This is a genomic window from Ruegeria denitrificans (assembly GCF_001458295.1).
GTDB classification, from domain to species: domain Bacteria; phylum Pseudomonadota; class Alphaproteobacteria; order Rhodobacterales; family Rhodobacteraceae; genus Ruegeria; species Ruegeria denitrificans.
In genome coordinates this window covers 134,833-150,894 of record NZ_CYUD01000006.1, presented here as the reverse complement: position 1 = coordinate 150,894, position 16,062 = coordinate 134,833, and the positions used below count along the sequence as shown (strand labels likewise).

18 protein-coding genes are annotated in these 16,062 nt (G+C 58.5%); 12 read left to right on the top strand and 6 right to left on the bottom strand.

What is annotated here, in order from left to right; all coding sequences use genetic code 11:
• Positions 1-15 precede the first annotated feature (15 nt).
• The 12 genes from RUE5091_RS10870 (at position 16) to RUE5091_RS10815 (ending at position 10,536) form a co-directional block, all read left to right on the top strand.
• Positions 16-879: a branched-chain amino acid aminotransferase gene (locus RUE5091_RS10870; protein WP_058281940.1), complete on the top strand. Its 864-nt coding sequence runs from the start codon at positions 16-18 to the stop codon at positions 877-879.
• Between the two features lie 65 nt (positions 880-944).
• Entirely contained in the window at positions 945-1,400 is a 456-nt protein-coding gene (locus RUE5091_RS10865; RefSeq protein WP_058281939.1) for a universal stress protein, read from the top strand.
• 9 nt (positions 1,401-1,409) lie between these two features.
• Positions 1,410-2,003, top strand: coding sequence for a 2-hydroxychromene-2-carboxylate isomerase (locus tag RUE5091_RS10860; protein ID WP_058281938.1), 594 nt, complete (start codon positions 1,410-1,412; stop codon positions 2,001-2,003).
• A 69-nt stretch (positions 2,004-2,072) separates the two neighbouring features.
• Entirely contained in the window at positions 2,073-2,636 is a 564-nt protein-coding gene (locus RUE5091_RS10855; protein ID WP_058281937.1) for a NifU family protein, read from the top strand.
• Positions 2,626-3,210 (top strand): tRNA (adenosine(37)-N6)-threonylcarbamoyltransferase complex dimerization subunit type 1 TsaB, encoded by a 585-nt coding sequence (gene tsaB / locus RUE5091_RS10850; protein ID WP_058281936.1) that lies wholly within the window; start codon positions 2,626-2,628, stop codon positions 3,208-3,210. Before RUE5091_RS10855 ends, tsaB begins: the two co-directional genes overlap by 11 nt.
• On the top strand, positions 3,207-3,620 hold the full coding sequence (locus tag RUE5091_RS10845) for a GNAT family N-acetyltransferase (RefSeq protein WP_058281935.1): 414 nt from the start codon (positions 3,207-3,209) through the stop codon (positions 3,618-3,620). Before tsaB ends, RUE5091_RS10845 begins: the two co-directional genes overlap by 4 nt.
• A 159-nt stretch (positions 3,621-3,779) precedes the next feature.
• The gene (locus RUE5091_RS10840; protein WP_058281934.1) at positions 3,780-4,778 is read left to right on the top strand and encodes a BMP family lipoprotein; all 999 of its coding nucleotides are present in this window, start codon (positions 3,780-3,782) and stop codon (positions 4,776-4,778) included.
• A gap of 85 nt (positions 4,779-4,863) precedes the next feature.
• Positions 4,864-6,393 (top strand): ABC transporter ATP-binding protein, encoded by a 1,530-nt coding sequence (locus RUE5091_RS10835; protein WP_058281933.1) that lies wholly within the window; start codon positions 4,864-4,866, stop codon positions 6,391-6,393.
• A 3-nt stretch (positions 6,394-6,396) separates the two neighbouring features.
• Complete coding sequence (locus RUE5091_RS10830; protein WP_058281932.1) at positions 6,397-7,491, top strand: ABC transporter permease; 1,095 nt, start codon at positions 6,397-6,399, stop codon at positions 7,489-7,491.
• On the top strand, positions 7,491-8,501 hold the full coding sequence (locus tag RUE5091_RS10825) for an ABC transporter permease (protein WP_058281931.1): 1,011 nt from the start codon (positions 7,491-7,493) through the stop codon (positions 8,499-8,501). Before RUE5091_RS10830 ends, RUE5091_RS10825 begins: the two co-directional genes overlap by 1 nt.
• Before the next feature lie 344 nt (positions 8,502-8,845).
• On the top strand, positions 8,846-9,766 hold the full coding sequence (locus tag RUE5091_RS10820) for a sulfite exporter TauE/SafE family protein (protein WP_058281930.1): 921 nt from the start codon (positions 8,846-8,848) through the stop codon (positions 9,764-9,766).
• A 2-nt stretch (positions 9,767-9,768) separates the two neighbouring features.
• Positions 9,769-10,536, top strand: a complete 768-nt coding sequence (locus RUE5091_RS10815; RefSeq protein ID WP_058281929.1) for a TIGR02186 family protein — start codon at positions 9,769-9,771, stop codon at positions 10,534-10,536.
• 3 nt (positions 10,537-10,539) lie between these two features.
• Here RUE5091_RS10815 and RUE5091_RS10810 read toward each other — a convergent pair whose 3' ends face one another.
• The 6 genes from RUE5091_RS10810 to ccrA form a co-directional block, all read right to left on the bottom strand.
• Positions 10,540-11,268, bottom strand: a complete 729-nt coding sequence (locus RUE5091_RS10810) for an SDR family oxidoreductase (protein WP_058281928.1) — start codon at positions 11,266-11,268, stop codon at positions 10,540-10,542.
• The gene (locus tag RUE5091_RS10805; protein ID WP_058281927.1) at positions 11,265-12,797 is read right to left on the bottom strand and encodes an ATP-dependent DNA helicase; all 1,533 of its coding nucleotides are present in this window, start codon (positions 12,795-12,797) and stop codon (positions 11,265-11,267) included. Before RUE5091_RS10805 ends, RUE5091_RS10810 begins: the two co-directional genes overlap by 4 nt.
• Before the next feature lie 60 nt (positions 12,798-12,857).
• On the bottom strand, positions 12,858-13,496 hold the full coding sequence (locus RUE5091_RS10800) for an acyl-homoserine-lactone synthase (protein ID WP_058281926.1): 639 nt from the start codon (positions 13,494-13,496) through the stop codon (positions 12,858-12,860).
• Between the two features lie 84 nt (positions 13,497-13,580).
• The gene (locus tag RUE5091_RS10795; RefSeq protein WP_058281925.1) at positions 13,581-14,300 is read right to left on the bottom strand and encodes a helix-turn-helix transcriptional regulator; all 720 of its coding nucleotides are present in this window, start codon (positions 14,298-14,300) and stop codon (positions 13,581-13,583) included.
• Complete coding sequence (locus RUE5091_RS22905) at positions 14,239-14,457, bottom strand: hypothetical protein (RefSeq protein ID WP_112297167.1); 219 nt, start codon at positions 14,455-14,457, stop codon at positions 14,239-14,241. Before RUE5091_RS22905 ends, RUE5091_RS10795 begins: the two co-directional genes overlap by 62 nt.
• Before the next feature lie 205 nt (positions 14,458-14,662).
• Positions 14,663-15,949 (bottom strand): crotonyl-CoA carboxylase/reductase, encoded by a 1,287-nt coding sequence (gene ccrA, locus RUE5091_RS10790; protein WP_058281924.1) that lies wholly within the window; start codon positions 15,947-15,949, stop codon positions 14,663-14,665.
• Positions 15,950-16,062: the final 113 nt, after the last annotated feature.

Here is a 16,062-nt window from a genome sequence, read left to right as displayed (position 1 = left end):
GCGTGGGAGGGCATCATGGCAGTCGGCAAGAACATCCGCACCTATTTCGAAGGTCAGTGGCATGACGGGGATGCCCCGATCATGCGTGCAGCCGATCACGGTGCATGGCTGGGATCGTCTGTCTTCGACGGCGCCCGGTATTTCGAGGGAATGGCCCCGGATCTTGAGGCGCATTGTGCCCGCGTGAATCGTTCGGCCAAGGCGCTTATGCTGACGCCGTTTGTCTCAACCCAGCAGATGATCGAGATTATCCGTGAGGGGTTGGCTTCTTACGGGCCGGGCGCGGCCGTCTATATCCGCCCGATGTATTGGGGCATCGACGGCGACGCGACCGCGATTGTCCCACAGGAAAACAGCACTGGTTTTGCCATCTGTCTGGAAGAGATTCCGATGGCGCCCGAAACCGCCTCGGTCACTTTGGGCACCACCAGTTTCCGTCGCCCGGTTCTGGAATCGGCGGTGGTGAATGCCAAGGCCGGGTGTCTTTATCCCAACAACGCCCGCATGTTGAGCGAGGTCCGCGCCAAAGGGTTCTCGAACGCGTTGGTTGCCGATGCGCTGGGGCATGTCGCCGAAACCGCCACCGCCAATATCTTTATGGTCCGTGACGGAGAGGTGTTTACACCCACCCCGAACGGCACCTTTCTGGCTGGCATCACCCGCGCGCGCCACATCGAAAACCTGCGCGCCGACGGAACAGTTGTTCACGAAGCCATCCTTAGCTTTGACGATTTTCACAAAGCGGATGAGATCTTTATGACCGGCAACATGAGTAAGATCACCCCGGTCACGGCACTGGAAGACACGCAGTATCAAGTTGGCCCCGTCGCCCGCCGGGCACGTGAGTTGTATTGGGACTGGGCACTGAGTACACGCTAGGCAGCCGCTTATTGCCAGCACGCAATTGGTCGGGCATGATCGCCGGAAATAAACGAGGACACTTCATGCGCAAATTCTTGGTCGTTCTGGATGACAGTCGCGAATGCCTGAACGCGATGCGTTTTGCCGCTATGCGCGCAGCCCACACCGGCGGCGGCGTTACAATCCTGTCGGTCATACCGCCGGATGAGTTCAACCACTGGATCGGCGTGGCCGAAGTGATGCGCGAAGAAGCGCGCGAGCGTATTCACGCCCATTACGAAGTGTTTGCCAAGTGGATGCGCGACAAGCAGAATGTCGACCCCGAACTGGCCATCCGCGAGGGTGAACCGGTCGCTGAGATCATCGAACATGTGCAATCAGACCCCGAGATCGGGGTGCTGGTGCTGGGCGCGGGTGTCGAAAAGAAAGGCCCCGGGCCGCTGGTGACGCAATTGACTAAGAACTCTGGTAATCTACCGATTCCAATCACCATCGTTCCCGGTGACCTGAGCAAGGAAAAGCTGGAAGAAATCACCTGAAGGTCGTCCATGCAGCGCAGCATTCAGTTCTGGTTCGAATTCGCATCGACATACTCTTACCTCAGTGCGATGCGAATCGAGGATTTGGCTGCGCAACACGGGGTGTCAGTTGAATGGCATCCCTTTTTGCTTGGTCCAATTTTCGCATCGCAAGGCTGGGACAATTCTCCGTTCAATATCTATCCCGCCAAAGGGCGCTATATGTGGCGCGATATGGAACGGTTGACGGCCCAACGAGGCCTGAGGTTTAGCCGGCCTGATCCCTTCCCGCAGAATGGTCTGAAAGCCGCACGGCTTGTGATGACGATTGAGGCCCATCCTCAAAGGGCTGCCTTTGTTCGGGCTGTCTATGCCGCCGAATTTGTCGATGGCTTGAATATCGCGGACGACCAGGTGCTGATCGATTGCCTGTCCCAGGCCAGCCTGCCCCCAGATACGCTGGCCCACTGTCATGACACTGAAATCAAGGCAGCCCTGATGCAACAAACACAAACCGCACAGGCCAAGGGAATCTTCGGTGCGCCCAGTTTTCTGGTAGGCGAGGAATTGTTCTGGGGAGATGACCGGCTGGATGAGGCTATGCAATTGGCCGCAGAGATTTAGAATCGTTCCAAATCTTGACTTCCCCCGCCCGGACCCGCATATCAGGTACAACTGAAACGGAGCCGCGCCATGTTCATCCAGACCGAATCCACGCCGAACCCTGCAACGCTGAAATTCCTGCCCGGCCAACCCGTGCTGGAAGCGGGTACTGCGGATTTCCCTACGGCAGAAGCTGGGGAAAAATCACCGCTGGCCAAACGGATTTTTGCGGTGGCTGGCGTCACCGGCGTATTCTTTGGCAATGACTTCGTCACCGTGACCAAATCGGAAGACGTTCAGTGGGATCACATCAAACCGGCCATTCTGGGCGCTGTGATGGAACATTTCCAGTCTGGTCAGCCTGTATTGGGCGAAGATGCCGTTGACGGATCAGGTCACGCTGAACATTTCGGCGAGGATGCCGAAGTGGTCAATCAGATCAAGGACCTGCTGGACACGCGTGTGCGCCCGGCGGTGGCTCAGGATGGTGGTGACATCACCTTTCATGGGTTCGACCGGGGCGTTGTTTACCTGCACATGCAGGGGGCCTGCGCGGGCTGCCCGTCCTCAACCCTGACGCTGAAAATGGGGATCGAGAACCTGCTGCGCCACTACATCCCCGAAGTGACCGAGGTTCGCCCAGTTGCCGTCTGACCAGATCATTCTGGCGTTTGACACATCGGCCGCGCATTGCGCGGCCGCTTTGCTACGTGGCGACACGATTGTTGCTTCGCGCACTGAGCCCATGTCGCGCGGTCAGGCCGAACGGCTGATGCCCCTGTTGGAAGAGGTTCTGGCCCAGGCCGATTGCACTTGGCGCGATCTGACCGCCATTGGGGTTGGAATCGGACCTGGGAATTTCACAGGTATCCGCATCTCGGTCTCGGCGGCGCGAGGGCTGGCGCTGGGGCTGGCCATCCCGGCCGTTGGGGTTTCTGGTTTTGATGCCTTGGCCAAAATCGGGGGAGGTATTCCCGCCATCCGTGCTCCGCGTGAACAAGTTTATGTCGCGGTGCCGGATCAGAACCCGGCGCTGGTGGCACAGGAAAAGGCAGAATCACTTGGGGCTCTGACCCTGAACGACGACCCCGATTTGCAGGTCAGGGCCATTGCCCGGCTGGCCGCACAAAGATGGTCCACCACGACCCTGCCCCCGGCCCCGCTATATGTGCGCCCCGCCGATGCAGCCCCGTCAAAGGATTCACCACCGGTTTTGCTAGACGGATGACACCTCAAGAGTTGGCCCATACCCATGCCGCGGCCTTCACGCAGTCGCGTCCATGGACGGAACCGGAATTCACCGATCTTCTAGCCAATCGGTTCACGCATGTTATTGGCAACGAGGACTCTTTTGCCCTATTTCAGGTCATAGCGGATGAGGCTGAATTACTGACAATCGCGACCCATCCCAATCATCAACGGCAAGGTCTGGCCCTGCGCTGTATGCGGGATTGGCACGCGAAAGCCAGATCTTTGGGCGCAACCCGCGCCTTTCTGGACGTTGCGGCAGACAATCAACCGGCCATCACGCTGTACCAGCGCTGCGGGTACACGGCCTGCGGTCTGCGCAAGGGTTACTATCTACGCGAAAAAGCCGAAAAAGCCGACGCCGTCGTCATGGCCTGTGACCTGAGCTGAGCACCAACACCACATTTTTTCGACCATTTGGTCAAGAATCAGTTGACCGCACCGGTTGCAAACGCCCTTAATTCCCGCCATCACAACAGTTATGCTCGCTCATAGTGGGTAATCGGGGCTATCTTGGTCCTGACTAACAATAACAAACGGGAGTATGAAATGACCCTGATGAAATCCTTGATGGGCGCTGCCGCCGCCGTCGCGCTGACCGCAGGTGCGGCCCTGGCCGAACCGGCCCTGATCTTTGACCTGGGCGGCAAGTTTGACAAATCGTTCAACGAAGCAGCCCATAATGGGGCATCACGTTGGGCGGAACAAACCGGTAAGACTTATCGCGAAATCGAACTGCAGTCTGAAGCCCAGCGTGAACAAGCCCTGCGTCGTTTTGCCGAAGCTGGCCTGAACCCAATCATCACCATGGGTTTCGCAATGGCTGATCCGCTGGCGGCTGTCGCGGGCGACTATCCCGACACCAAATTCGTTGCAGTTGATGTGAATTGGCTAGATGCTCCGAACGTGCGTCAGATCGGCTTTGCCGAGCATGAGGGTTCCTATCTGGTTGGAATGATGGCTGCGATGGCATCTAAGACCGGAACAGTTGGCTTCATCGGTGGCATGGATATTCCGCTGATCCGTCACTTTGGCTGCGGTTACGCGCAAGGCGCCAAAGCCGTGAACCCCGACATCAATATCGTTGCCAACATGACTGGTACCACCCCATCGGCATGGAACGACCCGGTCAAGGGCTCCGAACTGACCAAGGCACAGATCAGCCAGGGTGCTGACGTCATCTATGCTGCTGCGGGCGGCACCGGTGTGGGCGTTCTGCAGACCGCCGCCGATGAAGGCATCCTTTCGATCGGTGTGGACAGCAACCAGAACCACCTGCATCCGGGCAAGGTTCTGACCTCGATGCTGAAGCGCGTGGACGTGGCCGTTTATGACGCCATGAAGGCTGGCGAGGATCTGCAAACCGGCGTTTTCGCCATGGGTCTGGCCGAAGAGGGTGTGGGCGTCGCCATGGATGAATACAACGCTGAACTAGTTACGGAAGAGATGAGCTCGGCCGTTGCAGACGCACGCAGTGACATCATCAACGGAAACGTCACCGTCGTCAGCTATTACGAGAACGACAGCTGCCCGGCACTGCAGTTCTGATACCACGCGGGGCGGGGGTTTGACCTCCGCCTCGTCTCCACTTGGCCGTGCCCTGTGCGGCCCCTTCGGCAATTGAGGACACGACATGACAGTCCCCGCCATTGAGCTCAAAGGGATTTCCAAAGCCTTTGGGCCCGTTCAGGCCAACAAGGACATTTCCATCAGCGTCGCCCCCGGCACGATCCACGGGATCATCGGTGAAAACGGTGCAGGCAAATCCACGCTGATGAGCATTCTCTACGGTTTTTACAAAGCCGATAAGGGTGAGATCTGCATCAACGGAACCAAGACCGACATCCCTGACAGTCAGGCGGCGATTGCTGCGGGAATCGGGATGGTGTTCCAGCATTTCAAACTGGTCGAAAACTTCACGGTTCTCGAAAACATCGTTCTGGGCGCAGAAGATGGCGGGCTGCTGGCTCCGTCATTGTCCAAGGCCCGCAAGGAACTGAAAGAGCTGGAAGAAGAATACGAGCTGTTCGTTGACCCCGACAAACGCATTGACGAGATCGGCGTGGGGATGCAGCAGCGGGTTGAAATCCTCAAGGCGCTGTATCGCCAGGCCGAAATCCTGATCCTGGACGAACCCACCGGTGTTCTGACTCCGGCCGAAGCGGATCAGTTGTTCCGCATTCTCGACCGTCTGCGGGCCGAAGGGAAAACGATCATCGTGATCACACACAAGCTGCGCGAAATCATTGAGAACACCGACACAGTATCCGTGATGCGGCGCGGGCAGATGACGGCGACGGTGAAAACCGCCGAGACCAGTCCCGAAGAGCTGGCCGAGCTGATGGTGGGCCGCAAAGTTCTGCTGCAAGTCGACAAAGTGTCCGCGAAACCGGGTAAACCCATTCTTGAAGTCGAAAACCTGCGCGTGTTCGATCAGGCGGGTGTTGAGCGGGTCAAAGGCATCGACCTGACCGTCCGCGCCGGTGAAATCGTCGGAATCGCCGGTGTTGCGGGCAATGGTCAGTCGGAATTGCTTGAGGTTTTGGGCGGGATGCGCCCCGGTCAGGGGTCGATCAAACTGAACGGTGAACCGCTGGCCCTCAGCGGGCACGGGTCTGATGGGCAGGCTCGGCGCGCGCAGCACATCGCCCACGTGCCCGAAGACCGTCAGCGCGAGGGGCTGATCATGGATTTCCACGCGTGGGAAAACGTGGCGTTCGGTTATCACCGCGACCCGGCCTATCAGCGCGGCCTCTTTATGGACAATGCCGCCCTGCGCGCGGATACCGAGCGCAAGATTGAAAAGTTCGATGTGCGCCCGCCCAATGGCTGGCTGACGGCCAAAAGCTTTTCTGGCGGCAACCAACAGAAAATCGTCGTTGCGCGCGAGATCGAGCGCAATCCTGACCTGTTGCTGGTCGGCCAGCCGACACGTGGTGTGGATATCGGTGCAATCGAATTCATTCACAAACAGATCGTGGCCCTGCGCGATCAAGGCAAGGCGATCCTGTTGGTCTCGGTCGAGCTGGAAGAGATCTTCTCGCTGTCCGACCGGATCGCGGTGATGTTCGACGGACATATCATGGGCGAACGCCTGCCCCATGAGACAGATGAAAAAGAACTGGGCCTGCTGATGGCCGGTGTTGCGGAAGAGGCTGCGTGAAGCATGGATAAAATGCCCAAATGGGCCGACGTCGTTCTGATCCCGCTGATCAGTCTGATACTGGCCGCTATCCTTTCGGCGCTGGTTATTCTGGCCATTGGCGAAAACCCGGTTGAGGCGGTGAACTTGATGGTCACCGGCGCGCTGGGGTCGACCTATGGTTGGGGCTATACGCTCTATTACGCGACCAATTTCATGTTCACAGGGTTGGCGGTGGCCGTGGCGTTCCACGCCCGGCTGTTCAACATCGGCGGCGAAGGGCAGGCCATGCTGGGCGGGCTTGGTGTTGCCATCGTGTGCCTGTATATCCCGTGGCCACATTGGAGCATCGCCCTGCTGGCCGCCTGCGCCGCTTCGATGCTGTTTGGGGCGGCCTGGGCCGCGATACCGGCCTATCTGCAAGCCAAACGTGGCAGCCACATTGTGATCACCACGATCATGTTCAACTTTATCGCCGCGGCTTTCCTGAATTATATGTTGGTCAACGTGATGCGCCCACAGGGCTCGCAAGATCCGGCGACGGCGCGATTCCCCGAGGCGGTGCATCTGCCCACCTTCCAGTCGATGTTCTCGACCGCTGAAAACGCGGTGTTCAAAGGCGCTCCGGCCAATATCTCGTTCTTTGTCGCGATCCTGGCCTGTTTCGTGGTCTGGGCGCTGATCTGGCGGACGCGGCTAGGTTACGAGATCCGTGCCTATGGTCACTCCGAAACCGGTGCTGTCTATGCCGGTATCTCTCCCGTACGCATCACCATCGTTGCCATGCTGATCTCGGGCGCGCTGGCTGGGTTGATGGCCACCAACAACGTGATGGGTGAGGCTGAACGGCTAGTGCTCAACTCGACCGAGGGCGCGGGCTTCATCGGTATCGCCGTGGCGCTGATGGGCCGGTCGCACCCGTTCGGAGTGTTCGTGGCCGCCCTTCTGTTTGGGTTCCTGTACCAGGGCGGCGCCGAACTGGCGCTGTGGACCTCGATCCCACGCGAGCTGATCGTGGTTATCCAGGCGCTGGTGATCTTGTTTACCGGGGCACTGGACAACATGGTGCGCATGCCGCTTGAGAAGCTGTTCCTGGGTCTGCGAAAGGGGGCCGAGTGATGGATATTTTCGTAACACTCATTCAGGTTCTAGATTCAACGATCCGCCTGGCAACACCGCTGTTGTTGGCCTGTCTGGCCGGGCTGTATTCGGAACGCGCGGGTATTTTCGACATCGGGCTGGAAGGTAAGATGCTGATGGCGGCCTTCTTTTCGGCCGCAGTTGCCGCAGTAACGGGCTCGGTCTGGCTAGGGTTGCTGGCCGGTATCGCATCCTCGCTGGTTTTATCCGGATTGCACGGGCTGGCCTCGATCACCTTCAGGGGCAATCAGCTGATTTCTGGTGTGGCGATCAATTTCCTTGCATCCGGCCTTACCGTGCTGATCGCCCAAAGCTGGTTCAAACAGGGCGGGCGCACGCCATCTCTCTTCGGCGGGGGTCGGTTCGAATCCGCAGAGTTCCCTTATGCAATCGGCCCCGAAGATGCTGAGCTGACGGGGCAACCGGTTTCTGAACTGATGTCTGACGCCAATTCAATTCACATGGTGTACTCCGAGCTGCTGTCCGGTCATTCGATACTGGTCTATGTGGCGTTTCTGATGGTGCCGCTGACATGGTGGGTTTTGTTCCGCACCCGGTTCGGCCTGCGTCTGCGCGCGGTGGGTGAAAACCCTGCTGCGGTGGATACCGCTGGAGTCTCGGTCGTAGGTCTGCGCTTCGCCGCTGTGGCCATCTGCGGTGTGCTGTGCGGCATCGCCGGGGCCTATCTGGCCACGGCCCTGCAGGCCGGGTTCGTCAAGGAAATGACCGCCGGGCGCGGGTTCATCGCGCTGGCCGCGTTGATCTTTGCCAAATGGCGACCATGGCACGCGATGTGGGCCTGTCTGCTATTTGGTCTGTTGCAGGCGATTGCGCTGCGGTTCCAGAATATCGATCTGGGCGGCGTGGTCATCCCGGTGCAGGCTATGGATGCTCTGCCCTATATCCTGACGGTCGTCATTTTGGCTGGGTTCGTCGGCAAAGCTGTCCCGCCGCGTGCCGGTGGCGAGCCCTATGTGAAAGAGCGCTGATAAGTCCAGTTTAAAACTCATTTCAGTCCTGTTCGCTGCAGAGCGGCATGCAGAGTTGATTTTGCATGCCGCAAGCGCTCTAAGGGGGTATGTGTTTGTTTCCTGTGATAGCCGAGATCGGATTCGTTCCTGTCAGGGTGGCAAGCACACAAAAACGTCCCGGTTCCGGGGTCCGTTTTTCAATTCAGCCAGATCGGCTTGTCGGTCACGCGGTCTGCGCGATCGGCAGGTTGGTATTCGCCATACGGCCGCATTGCGCGCGCGGTATTAAAGCCTCATCCCTGTGGTATGGGACAGGCCGGATCACTTTGTGTGACGCGTCTGATCTCATCCGGTAAATACACATGCAGATCTACCTTCCAATCGCCGAAGTCTCCGTCAACGCCTTTTTGCTGTTGGGGCTGGGTGGGATGGTTGGCATCCTGTCGGGCATGTTCGGCGTCGGCGGCGGGTTTCTGATGACACCGCTGCTGTTCTTCATCGGCATCCCCCCCGCTGTTGCTGTTGCAACCGAAGCCAATCAGATCGTCGCCTCGTCCTTTTCCGGTGTGCTGGCGCATTTCCGACGAAAAACCGTCGATCTGAAAATGGGAACGGTCTTATTGGTCGGAGGCCTAATGGGCGCCGCGCTTGGGGTGGTGGTGTTCAACTATCTCAAAAGCCTGGGCCAGGTCGATCTGCTTGTGACGTTGTGCTACGTCGTCTTCCTTGGCGTCGTCGGCGGCCTGATGTTCATCGAAAGCCTGCGGGCGCTGCGTAAGGCCAAAAAGGGCGGCGGCGCACCTGCGAAACGGCGTCAGCGGGGCTGGATTCATGCGTTGCCCTTCAAGATGCGCTTTCGCACCTCGGGGCTATATATCTCGGTCATTCCGCCAGTTCTGGTCGGGCTGTGCGTTGGTGTGCTGGCGGCCATTATGGGCGTTGGCGGCGGTTTCATCATGGTGCCCGCGATGATCTATCTGCTGGGCATGCCCACCAAGGTCGTGGTCGGCACCTCACTGTTTCAGATCATTTTCGTGACCGGCTTTACCACCATGCTGCATGCAACCACGAACTATACGGTCGATGTTGTTCTGGCCGTTCTGCTTCTGGTTGGCGGCGTCGTTGGCGCACAGATCGGCACAGTGATTGGCGCAAAGATGCCCGCCGAACAGCTACGCGTACTGCTGGCGGCCCTGGTTCTGGTGGTCTGCGGCAAGCTGGCGCTGGACCTGCTGATCGAACCATCCGAGCTGTATTCGCTTGGCAGCGAAGGGGGGCACTGATCATGCTGAAACGCCTGATCGCGCTGCTGGTTTTCTGCTGCACACCGGCCCTTGCCGAAGATGAGCAGGTGGTGCTGGGTCTCAGCCAGGACCGTGTCGCCATTACAGCAACCTTCGACGGTTCTGAAATCCTGATCTTCGGTGCCGTCAAACGGGAATCACCGATCCCGCCCGGTCCACCGCTTGAAGTGATCGTGACCGTGGCCGGGCCGTCCAGCCCGGTGATGGTCCGGCGCAAGGAACGCAAACTGGGAATCTGGGTCAACACCGACAGTGTTCTGGTCGACCTTGCCCCCAGTTTTTACGCCGTCGCCACCAGCGGACCGCTGGATAGTATCCTCTTGGACACCGAGGACCTACGGTACCGGGTTTCAATCGAGCGCGCCATTCGCTCGGTCGGGGCGGCCATGCATATCCGCGGCGCACAGGATTTCGCAAATGCCGTGGTGCGCATCCGCGAGGATGAGGGGCTGTATTCTATTCGCGAGAACACCGTGGCCGTGGATGAACAGACCCTGTTCCGCACCTCGATCGAAATGCCCGCCGATTTGACCGAGGGCGACTATGCCGCCCGTATCTTCCTGACACGCGGCAAAGAGATCATCTCGGAATTCGAGACAACCATCGACGTGCGCAAAGTGGGGCTGGAGCGGTTCCTGTACAACATGTCCCGCCAGCAACCCGTGTGGTACGGGCTGATGTCGCTGGTCATTGCGATTGCAGCGGGTTGGGGGGCGTCGACGGCGTTCCGACTGCTGCGCGAGAACTAACGCTTAACCGCGCCCGATATAGGGCATCGTGGTGGCCATCACGGTCATGAACTGTACATTCGCTTCGGGCGGCAGGGTCGCCATATGTAGCACCGAGCGGGCGGCATCTTCCACTGCCATGGTCGGGTCGGGCGTCTGGCCCGCCTCAACCGCGGCATCCACCAACCCCTGCACCATCTGCGTGCGCGCATTGCCGATGTCGATCTGACCACAGGCAACTCCGAAGTCCCGCCCGTCCAGCGAAAGGCTGCGGGTCAAGCCGGTGATCGCGTGTTTCGTCGTCGAGTAATGTACCGAATTCGGTCGTGGCACATGCGCGGCAATCGAGCCGTTATTGATGATACGTCCACCCTGCGGCGACTGGTGGCGCATGGTCCGAAACGCCTCGCGCGCACAGAGGAACATGCCATTCAAATTGACGTTGACGGTTTGATACCAATCTTCCAGTGCGATCTCGTCAATCGTACCGCCAGGCGCAAAGATACCGGCATTGTTGAACAGCACGTCCAACTGTCCGGCCTTGTCCTGAAATGCGCCGAAGGCCGCGTGGACCGCTTCGGCATCCGTCACATCCGCGACCAGTGGCACCGCGTTTGCGCGATCCTTGGCCATCTCATGCAACCTGTCGGCGCTGCGCGCCAGCAAGCCCACCGTCCAGCCTTCGGTCAAGAACAATTCCGCCGTGGCGCGCCCTATGCCCGAGCTTGCACCTGTGACGATGATGGATGTCATGTCTCTTCAGCCTCCAATGTCAGTGACGCTGCCGGAACCGCGCGCAGATCATCCACACGCAACGGATGGGTGGGTTTTGCCAAGCGGTTGCGCACAACCCAGATCAACCGCTCTTGTGCGCGGGTGATCGCGACATAGGCCAGCCGTTTCCAAAGCGGTTGCCCGGCCTCGGTTCGGCCCATGCGGGCGGCGGCATAAATGTCCGGTGCAAAGACCTGTACCGTATCCCATTGCGAGCCCTGCGCCTTGTGAATGGTCACTGCCGCGCCGTGCAAAAAGGTTGCGCCCATACGTGCAGCGAAGGGAATGAAGGGTTCTTCTTCATCCGGTTTTTCGATCTTGACGATCGACGCCGCACTGACCTGTGGGTCCTCGGCGCCCATCACGTGCAGGCGTGAGAAGCCCGGCTTGCGACCCGGTCCCAGATAGATGACTTGCGCGCCCTTGATCAGCCCGCGCGCCTCAAGGTCCAACCGTTTCTTGCGATGCTTCAAGGGCAGTTCGATGCCGTCACAGATCAGCGGCTCGCCTTCCAGCAGTTCGGTGTCTGGCGCACCATGGACATTCCGGAATGCCTGTATCAACCGAATGCGGGTCGCGTTGCGCCAGACCAGAACCGGGCTGCGCGCCATCAGATCAACCTCGACCCGCTGCCCCCAGACCACGCGGTCATCCTGACGGGCGGTCTGTTCCACAAGACGTTCAAAATCCTCGAACCCCATCTGAGGGTCCGCCAGCGCGTGGGCCAGATCCAGGATAGGATTGTCCGCCTCTTGCCGATGGACCCGGTGCAGGATTTGTTTGCGCGGTTCCGGCAAGGCTTCAAACACCATGCTGCCCGATTGATTGACAGGGGCAAGCTGTGCCGGATCACCAAACAATATCAGGGTCGGAAAAATCTCTTGCAGGTCCTCGAACTGCCTGTCGTCCAGCATCGAGGCTTCATCCACAAACCCGATATCCAGCGGCTCGTCCCGACGTTTCCAGCCGGTGATGAAATCCGACCCGCGCAATCCGGCAGCGGCTAACGCACCGGGGATGGATTTGTTGTTCGCATAGAACGCTGCGGCGCGGTCCAGCGCCTCGTCCGTCAGACCTTCGATTTCGGGGCGCTCGTCATTGCCCGCCAGCCATTCGGCGATGCGCTCATATTCCGGGTCATAGACCGGGGTATAGAGAATGCGGTGAATGGTCGTTGCCGGCACTCCACGCAGGCGCAACACACTAGCGGCCTTGTTGGTGGGGGCCAGGATCGCAAGGCTGCGCTTGTCCCGCGCCTTGCGGCTTTCGAAATCACCCGACACGATCTGAACGCCAGTTTCGGCCAGTGCCTTGTACAATTCGGCCAACAGCAGGGTCTTGCCTGAACCCGCTTTGCCGATCACCGCCATCACACCGGATTTGCCACTACCCGGCAATTTCAGCAGGGCGTCATCATCCAGGTCGACACCAGCTGATCGCAGCATTTCAGAGATGCTGTCATAGGCGGCGGCCTGATCGTCAGAGAAGGTCACGGGGGGCAAAGACATGGCGCGACCCTACAGGGCCGCGCCAGCTATCACCAGAGAAGGATTGGGGATTTCGCCCGATCAAGCCGACAGTGAAAACCGGTGGTGCCGTCCGATGCCAAACGCCGTCTTGAACCACAGGCGCGACAGCTCTCGCGGGATGTCCGCGCGTTCGGCCACGCGGTTGCAGTCATCGGCCGAATAGGGCCACAGGCCGATCGAAATCTGATCGCGGCCCTTCCCTTCTGTCCCCAAAACCACCGGCGACGATCCGATCAGGCGATAAATCCGAATCATCCGCGCATCGAAAACCCCCGCGATATGGGTCAGGCCAAATCCTTCCATCATCTCGCCCCCGCTGAGCATGATAGCGCCTGCCGTATGCGGGCTGGCGGTGCGTGACAGGCAAAACCGGGTGACCTCCCAAATCAACGGGCTGCAAACCGGCTGGCCACCGTTCAGATGGCCAAACACCTCGTTTATCATGACCGGGCCGGTTGTCGGCAGCACACGCATCGAGCCGCCATGACTGCCGTCTTCTTCTTCCCAGATAACATAGAGCGGATTCAGGTCGTCATACTGATCCCGCTCTTCTCCTTTTTTGTTGACGTGAACGTCCCAACCCAACCGGGTTTTGAACTGATCCGCGCGATCCCGGAACATCCCGTCGGCCAGATCCGGAAACTTGTGCAACTCATCAGCATACAAATAGCGCAACATGACTTTTTTCCCCTTGTCGTCCTGTGCAGGAACGAAGGGGGTACAAAGTCATGGTTAATTTCTCGTTCTGAGAGCGCGCGCCTCTTAAACCACTATTAATCCTCGACTGAGCGCCGTGGCGATGGCGTGGGTGGTATTCTGTGCCCCTAGCTTGGCACGGGCACCTTCGATATAGACCCGCAGCGTATGCTCAGAGATAGACAGCGAATGGGCCACCTGTGCCCGGCTGTAACCCAGCGCCAGCAAGGTCATGGCATCAACTTCGCGCGGTGAAAGTCCGCGGGCCGAGTCGGGCTGGCGGTCACTCTCAAACTCCAGCGCTTTGCGGTTGAAATAATGGGCGATCAGGATCAACTCGCGCCCATGACGTTCAATGAACCGCTGCCACGTTTCGTCATCACAACTATGGTTGACCGTGAACAAGGCGAATTGCCCGTTCGGCCCTCGGATCGGAATGGAATAGCCCTGGTTGCCGACGCCGTGGTTTTGCGCATCTTGCAGGAAGGCCTTGGCCACCTTGCTGGACCAATCCAACGTTTTCCAATCGACCGGATGGAAGCGTTGGAAACAACCAAGAATAACGGGGTCTATGCGGTGATAGTTCTTCTCCAGATACCGTTCAGCCCAGGCATCTGGATAGGTTGTATAGCCGTATTGATCGCCGGCCCCATCAACCCAGTGATATATGAGATGTTCAACTTTCAGTCTGTCGCGCAATCGAACGGCGACATTGCTTAACTCATCAAGCGTGCTGGTGTTTTCCAAGTCCTCCAGGACTTGGCTCATATCGAGTTTTGTTCCCATCCGCGGGCGTCCGTACCTCAGCCTTCATGGACGCGATCTCGGCTGCGGCGATCAGCTTGGTGTCGTCCAGCTGTTCGGCCAGCGCGATCAAACCATTCTCAACGGCAAAGGCGTTGAGGTCCGACAACACGTCCAGTATCCACTCATTCTGCGCCATCAGGGTCTCTCCGAAAGGGTTAACGAAGGGTTAACACAACCATAACATGTGCAGTATTTTTTTGCCTATTCGCTGCTTTCTTCTCCCCAAAAACAGCGGGGTTAATACTTTCAAACCATTAAAAAGACTAGGCTTAACTTCAAAAAACGACGCCCGCGAGCCGTCAGAACGAGTCGCGGGCGCAAATTAATAATTTACGAGCGGCTCAACCGCGAGCCTCTAGAACCTCTTCCAGCGTGCGCATCCCGGTCTGCGGTGCCTGGACCAGAACCGACATGTTGCCCGGCTTATGCTCGTTGCGCATCATCTTCATGTGGGCATCGGGCAGCTCTTTCCACGAGAACACTTCGGACATGCACGGATCCAGTCGACGCTCAACCATCAGCTGGTTCGCAGCAGCCGCTTGTTTCAGATGCGCAAAGTGCGAACCCTGCAGGCGCTTTTGGTGCATCCACATGTAACGCACGTCGAAGGTCAGGTTATAGCCGGTGGTCCCGGCGCAAATCACAACCATGCCGCCCTTTTTCACCACGAAGGTCGACACCGGGAAGGTGCTTTCGCCCGGATGTTCGAACACCATGTCGACATTGTTGCCTTTGCCGGTGATGTCCCAGATGGCTTTGCCGAACTTGCGCGCCTCTTTGAACCACTCGGCGTATTCCGGTGTGTTCACCGTGGGTAATTGGCCCCAGCAATTGAAATCTTTACGGTTCAGGACGCCCTTGGCACCCAGCCCCATCACGAAATCACGTTTGCTTTCGTCCGAGATCACGCCAATCGCGTTTGCACCTGCGGTGTTGATCAGCTGGATTGCATAAGAACCCAGACCACCCGACGCGCCCCAGACCAGAACGTTCTGGCCGGGCTTCAGATCGTGCGGCTCGTGGCCAAACAGCATCCGGTAGGCAGTAGCCAGTGTCAGCGTGTAGCAGGCGCTTTCTTCCCAGGTTAGATGCTTGGGACGTGGCATCAACTGCTGTGCCTGAACGTTGGTGAACTGTGCGAACGATCCGTCCGGAGTTTCATAGCCCCAAATCCGCTGGCTGGTCGAAAACATCGGATCGCCGCCGTTACAATGTTCATCGTCACCGTCATCCTGGTTGCAGTGGATCACGACCTCGTCGCCCACTTTCCACCGTTTGACCTTATCGCCTACGGCCCAAACGATGCCCGAAGCATCCGAACCTGCAATGTGGAACGGCTGACCATGACCATCAAACGGGCTGATCGGTTTGCCCAGCGACGCCCAGACGCCGTTGTAGTTGACGCCTGCGGCCATCACCAGAACCAACACCTCGTGGCTGTCCAGCTTGGGGACATCAACCACTTCCAGCTGCATGGCCGTGTCCGGCTCGCCATGGCGTTCCTTGCGGATCGCCCATGCATACATTTGTTTCGGGACATACCCCATCGGAGGGATTTCCCCCATCTCATAGAGGTCTTTTTCCGGTGCCTCGTACGACGCGATGCCGCTATCGGTGTCCAGAGCCATGTTGGCCTCCTTTGTTCAAAATCCTCGCCGCGATGCAGAATCGGCGGCTTTACCCGATGAGTATTTTCCATCGAGCAATATTGCAACCCATTTTGAGTTTATTTTGTAATTTT